5 protein-coding genes are annotated in these 4,232 nt (G+C 67.0%); 3 read left to right on the forward strand and 2 right to left on the reverse strand.

Annotation, left to right across the window (positions count from 1 at the left end; translation table 11 throughout):
• Window positions 1–188: 188 nt before the first annotated feature.
• The 3 genes from ACWDU1_RS30165 to ACWDU1_RS30175 all read left to right on the forward strand — a co-directional run bounded on the left by ACWDU1_RS30165 (window position 189) and on the right by ACWDU1_RS30175 (window position 2,102).
• On the forward strand, window positions 189–1,025 hold the full coding sequence (locus ACWDU1_RS30165) for an SDR family oxidoreductase (RefSeq protein WP_450003669.1): 837 nt from the start codon (window positions 189–191) through the stop codon (window positions 1,023–1,025).
• Window positions 1,026–1,099: 74 nt separating this feature from the next.
• The gene (gene nucS / locus ACWDU1_RS30170) at window positions 1,100–1,786 is read left to right on the forward strand and encodes an endonuclease NucS (protein ID WP_450003671.1); all 687 of its coding nucleotides are present in this window, start codon (window positions 1,100–1,102) and stop codon (window positions 1,784–1,786) included.
• A 10-nt stretch (window positions 1,787–1,796) separates the two neighbouring features.
• The gene (locus ACWDU1_RS30175; protein ID WP_450003673.1) at window positions 1,797–2,102 is read left to right on the forward strand and encodes an ATP/GTP-binding protein; all 306 of its coding nucleotides are present in this window, start codon (window positions 1,797–1,799) and stop codon (window positions 2,100–2,102) included.
• Window positions 2,103–2,222: 120 nt separating this feature from the next.
• Here the strand turns inward: ACWDU1_RS30175 and ACWDU1_RS30180 are convergent, their stop codons facing one another.
• Together ACWDU1_RS30180 and mce are read right to left on the reverse strand one after the other, a co-directional pair.
• Window positions 2,223–3,239, reverse strand: coding sequence for a hypothetical protein (locus ACWDU1_RS30180; protein ID WP_450003675.1), 1,017 nt, complete (start codon window positions 3,237–3,239; stop codon window positions 2,223–2,225).
• Window positions 3,240–3,325: 86 nt separating this feature from the next.
• Window positions 3,326–3,799, reverse strand: coding sequence for a methylmalonyl-CoA epimerase (gene mce, locus ACWDU1_RS30185; RefSeq protein WP_450003676.1), 474 nt, complete (start codon window positions 3,797–3,799; stop codon window positions 3,326–3,328).
• Window positions 3,800–4,232: the final 433 nt, after the last annotated feature.

Below are 4,232 nucleotides of genomic sequence, written 5' to 3' on the forward strand. Positions count from 1 at the left end.
CTCTCTCTTTCCCTTCTCGTCGCTGGTCCGATCTGTGTGTGTAGGACACCGCCGGAACATACATTGCCTTCAGGGGCCCACGATTTCGTGGGCCCCTGAAGTGCTTTTCGGGGTAGGTCGTTCGGATGTGAGCCGGAGAGCCGGAAAACCGATTGCCGGCGGCCGTCGGCGGTGCGACCATCGCGGCAATGGACGCAACGCGGAGTGATGTGCTGGCGCGGGATCCGTTGCCACTTCTCGGCCGGACGGCGCTGGTGACCGGGGTGAGCCGACGGGCAGGGATCGGATATGCCGTCGCGTGCCGGCTTGCTGCGTACGGCGCGAGCGTGTTCGCGCATCATTTCCGGCCGCATGACGAAGAACAGCCCTGGGGCGCCGATGATCTCGGGGCGGTACTGGACGGCATACGGTCACACCTGGTGGCCGACTCGTCGCGGGTCGCCGATATCGGCGCGGATTTCTCGGACCCGGAAGCACCACGGGAAGTGGTCGAGGCCGCGGTGGCGGAGTTCGGGCATCTCGATATCTTGATCTGCAATCACGCGTCCTCCGGTTCGGATGGCCCGCTGGGTGGCCTGTCGGCCGCGGATCTGGATCGGCACTGGGCGATCGACGCCCGATCGTGCCTGCTACTGGCCCAGGCCTTCGCGAACCGGCACGACGGACGACCCGGCGGGGCGGTGGTGTTCATGACCTCGGGGCAGCATCTCGGGCCGCTTCCCGGTGAAGTGGCGTACGGGGCGGCCAAGGCCGCACTCGAGGGGATCACGGTCACTCTCGCCGATCAGCTCGCCGACGCCGGGATCCGGCTCAACACCGTGAATCCCGGCCCGGTGGATACGGGCTATCTGACCACGGAAACCTGGCATCGGCTCGCGCCGATGTTCCCGTTCGGACGCTTCGGAGAACCCGACGACCCGGCCCGGCTCATCAGCTGGCTGGTGACCGATGAAGCTCGGTGGATCACGGGGCAGGTGATCAATACGGAGGGCGGTTTCGGCCGCTGGCGGCCGCAGGGCCGGTAGGCAAGGTCGAAATCCGGCCGGCCGGTCTGTGGGCTGCGGAATCGTTGCTCGCGTCAGCGCCTAGACTCTGCCGGATGCGCCTTGTGATTGCTCGTTGCCAGGTCGACTACGTGGGGCGGCTGACCGCTCATCTGCCGATGGCCCGCCGGCTACTGATGATCAAAGCGGACGGCTCGGTGCTGGTGCATTCGGACGGGGGTTCCTACAAACCGCTGAACTGGATGAGCCCGCCGTGCTGGCTGGAGGAGCGGGACCCGGATCCGGCGGCGGAAGAGTTCAAGGCGCTCTGGGTGGTGAGCAACAAGGCCGGTGAGGAACTGCGGATCGGGATCGAGGAGATCGAGCACGATTCCAGCCACGAGCTCGGTGTCGACCCCGGTTTGGTGAAGGACGGGGTGGAGGCGCATCTGCAGGAGTTGCTGGCCGAGCATGTGGAGACGCTCGGTGCCGGGTACAGCCTGATCCGCCGGGAGTACATGACCGCGATCGGGCCGGTGGATCTGCTGTGCCGGGACGCCGACGGACGAACCGTCGCGGTGGAGATCAAACGGCGCGGTGAGATCGACGGGGTGGAGCAGCTCACCCGCTACCTGGAGTTGCTCAACCGCGATCCGCTGCTCACCCCGGTGGCCGGGGTGTTCGCCGCGCAGCAGATCAAACCGCAGGCGCGCACCCTCGCCGAGGATCGCGGAATTCGCTGCCTCACCCTGGACTACAACGCCCTACGTGGCACCGAGAGCAACGAATTCCGCCTCTTCTAGGCTGGAGGGCATGCCACGACGGAAACCGCGCGAGGGGCGCTCGGGCGCCCGGCCGCAGGGGCCGGGTACCGGGCTGGGCGATGTGTACCGCAGAACCGAGGCCGGCCCGGACGGTGACGATTACGTGGTGCGCACTGTGCCGGGCGCGCGGGCGGTGAAGCGGTACCGCTGTCCGGGGTGCGATCACGAGATCATGCCGGGGGTCGCGCATGTGGTGGCATGGCCGGCCGGTAGCGGAGAGACCGATCGCCGGCATTGGCACAGCGGCTGCTGGAACGGCCGGGGAACGCGGGGGATCACCCGGCGCTGGTCCTAGCGGGAGGCCCCGTCCGATCACCGGACGATCGCGGATATGAGGAAGGCCGCCCCGATGGGGCGGCCTTCGGTGTGGATTGTGGTGTCGCCGTATGCTTCCCGACAGCAGTCCGGTAGTGGACTAGCGGCTGATGTCGGCGTTCTCGCGTTCTTCCTCGACGATATCGTCGGATTCGTCGTCGGCGCTCACCTCGGGGATGGCCTTCTGCCGCGGATTGGACACCTGCTTGTTGTTCTGACCGCTGCCGATGGACTTGCGCGGCTGCTCGGGCACGCCGTCGAGCAGTTCGCTCTCGCGGTTGACCGCGGCGAGCATGGCCGGCACCGAATCGAGCTGGCCGCGGATGCCGAGCAGCTGGGCCAGGACCCGGCCGCGCAGTACGCGCATCTCCTCGGCCAGTTCCTTCGCGTGCGCGATCTTGCGCTCGGAGGTCTGAGTGGCGGAGGTGATGAGACGGTTGGCCTCGTCGGTGGCGTCCTTGATCCGCTGGGCGGCCTCGGCGCGGCTGGTGGCCTCGAGTTCCTCCATGGCGCGGGTCAGCTTGGTACGCCGCTCGGCCATGGTGACCTCGAAGTCCTGCTGGGTGGCCTTACGCTTGGCCTCGGACTCCTTGGCGAGACGCTCGGCGTCGGCCTGGGAGGCTTCGATGATCTTCGAGGACTCGGTACGCGCGTTGGCGAGCGTCTGCTCGTACTCGATCTCGAGTGCTTCGCGCTTTTCCTTGGTCTCGGCGAGCAGCGATTCGTACTTGCCGCGCATCTCCGCGGCCTGCTGCTCGGCGATGGAGACCATTTCTGCCGCCTCGGCCTGCGCGAGCGCGCGGACCTCGGACGCCTCGTCGGAGGCCAATCGCAGCATCCGGGAGATGCGGTCGCTCATCCCTTCCGCGGTGGTCGGCGGAACGGACAGCCGGTCGACCTCCTTGCGGAGTTCGTCGATTTCGTCGCGGGCATCTTCCAGCTGACTGGCGAGGTTGCGGGCCTGAGCGGCGGCGGCATCTCGGTCGGTGGCGGTGACCCGCAACTCGGCATCGAAGCGGTCGAAATAGTTACGTACCTCGTCTTGCGCATAACCCTTGCGCACGACGGTGAAGGGCAGCGCAACGAAGCGATTGCGATCGGACTCGGGTGACGACATGGCCAACAAACTACAGCCTGAGACCCGGCCGTGGTGAGCCGACCGGGAATGTTATCGGAGCGTCTCCTGCGCGCCCGAAGATGATACTAGTGCGTAACATTCGGATCCGGTTCCAGTAGCTCCACCAGCACACCGCCAGCATCCTTCGGATGGACGAAATTGATGCGCGAATCGGCGGTGCCGCGGCGCGGCGCCTCGTACAGCAGTCGCATCCCGCGATCGCGCAGGAATGCGGAAACGGCCTCGATATCGGTCACCCGGAAGGCCAGCTGCTGCAGGCCCGGGCCGCTGCGGTCGATGAATTTCGCGATGGTGGAGGTTTCGTCGAGCGGTGCCAGCAACTGCAGAGCAGTCGAATCGTCCTCGGCGGCGGGCGCGGACAGCATCGCCTCCTGAACGCCCTGTTCCTCGTTGACCTCACGATGGGTTTCGACCAGGCCCAGATTCTCGGCGTACCAGGCGACGGCGGCGTCCAGGTCGGGGACGGCGATGCCGACGTGGTCGACCGCGACGATGTAGTCGGCGGGGATGAAATCTGATGACGGGGTAGCGGTGCTCACCCCTCGAAACTAGCGCGATATGCGGTTGACCGTACATAGGGTGCGGCCTTCGAGCACTTACGTGATCGCGGAACCTGCTCATGTATTCCGGAGTGGCCCGGTGGGCTTCGGACTATTTGCCGAGGTGGGCGCGCTCGGCCGGCCCTCGAACGGAGGGCGGCCGCCTTCACATGCTCGCCGGGTGATTCGCGCGTCCCTGTGCTCGGTGAGACGCCGTTCACACGCTACCGTTGAGTAGTTCCGCAGCCCGGGGGTGCAGATGATCCGTTCGCAGCTCGTGGCCGGTCGGCGCCACCGGGTGCTCCGGGACCCACCCGAAACTCGACGGTGTGCCGGAGCCGGTCCCCGGTGCTCTATCCGGATGGTCGCATCCGTGGCCGGGGCCCGCCCCGGTTCTGGAGCGACCAGAGGGAGGGAGCGCAGCGACCGACCG

Source organism: Nocardia sp. NPDC003345 (assembly GCF_053589395.1).

Coding starts and splice junctions, on each gene's coding strand:
- ACWDU1_RS30175 (WP_450003673.1), top strand. CDS start 1,797: ATGCCACGACGGAAACCGCGCGAGGGGCGCTCGGGCGCCCGGCCGCAG.
- ACWDU1_RS30180 (WP_450003675.1), bottom strand. CDS start 3,239: ATGTCGTCACCCGAGTCCGATCGCAATCGCTTCGTTGCGCTGCCCTTC.
- ACWDU1_RS30165 (WP_450003669.1), top strand. CDS start 189: ATGGACGCAACGCGGAGTGATGTGCTGGCGCGGGATCCGTTGCCACTT.
- nucS (WP_450003671.1), top strand. CDS start 1,100: ATGCGCCTTGTGATTGCTCGTTGCCAGGTCGACTACGTGGGGCGGCTG.